This window comes from Psychrobacter sp. 1Y4 (assembly GCF_051847555.1).
In genome coordinates this window covers 1-757 of the sequence record NZ_JBPYDE010000456.1, presented here as the reverse complement: position 1 = coordinate 757, position 757 = coordinate 1, and the positions used below count along the sequence as shown (strand labels likewise).

At 42.9% G+C, this 757-nt stretch carries 1 protein-coding gene and 1 pseudogene; both read right to left on the bottom strand.

Annotated elements, in window-relative coordinates; translation table 11 throughout:
• Positions 1 to 559 (bottom strand): annotated as a pseudogene (locus ACS8FC_RS16940) (ribonuclease D); the annotation flags it as partial.
• A 136-nt stretch (positions 560 to 695) separates the two neighbouring features.
• A partial coding sequence (locus tag ACS8FC_RS16935; RefSeq protein WP_439297644.1) for a hypothetical protein occupies positions 696 to 757 on the bottom strand: 62 nt, incomplete at its 5' end.

The following is a 757-nucleotide window of genomic DNA, read 5'->3' as shown; positions in this document are numbered from 1 at the left end:
GGTATAGCTGATAAGTAAGCGCTTGCTGAGAGCATAGGTGCAGGGGACCTGTGAAATAAGACAGCGCAATGTGCGTATCAAAAATATTGGTCAATTGCGGACAGCCAGAGAGTAGATAAAAAAGACCGAGATCTTCGCCGCAAGCATGCCAGATGGCCACATCGACTTTACGTAATGCGTCCCACAACTCAGATAATTGCAACTCAGGCGCATCCAGTAAATATACGTGATTACCCGTATTTAACTGTACGAGTGCCAAACGCGGATAGTAAGTGTCGCGCTTAATAAACTCAGTATCTAGTGCGACGCGGCCACAAGTTGCCAAGGCATTGATCACCTCAACCAATTGGTGCTGCTCACGTACCCAAGTCACATCGACGGCATCAGCGATATCCAACAGTGCATCGATATCAATTGCATCAACATCCAGTGCAACATCATTTGATTCCGAAGGTGTCGCTACTGATGTCATCTCAGTATCAGCTGCTTTTTGTGATGAGTTGTCAGTAATCTCAGAAGGGTTTGATTTGACTGAAGCGTTTGAAACGTTGTTGGACACGGGCAGATACCTGCATAAATAGGAGAAAATAAAACGCAATACTGCGTCTTAATAAAATTAAAAAAGAGAACAATAATAAAGCAATTATAACAATTTCACGAAATGAAAGGGGCAAGACTTTGATGTAAGCAAAACCTTATAAAAAAGAGCGGTTTTGCATGGCTTGACCCAGCGTCATACTATCTAGATACTCAAGCT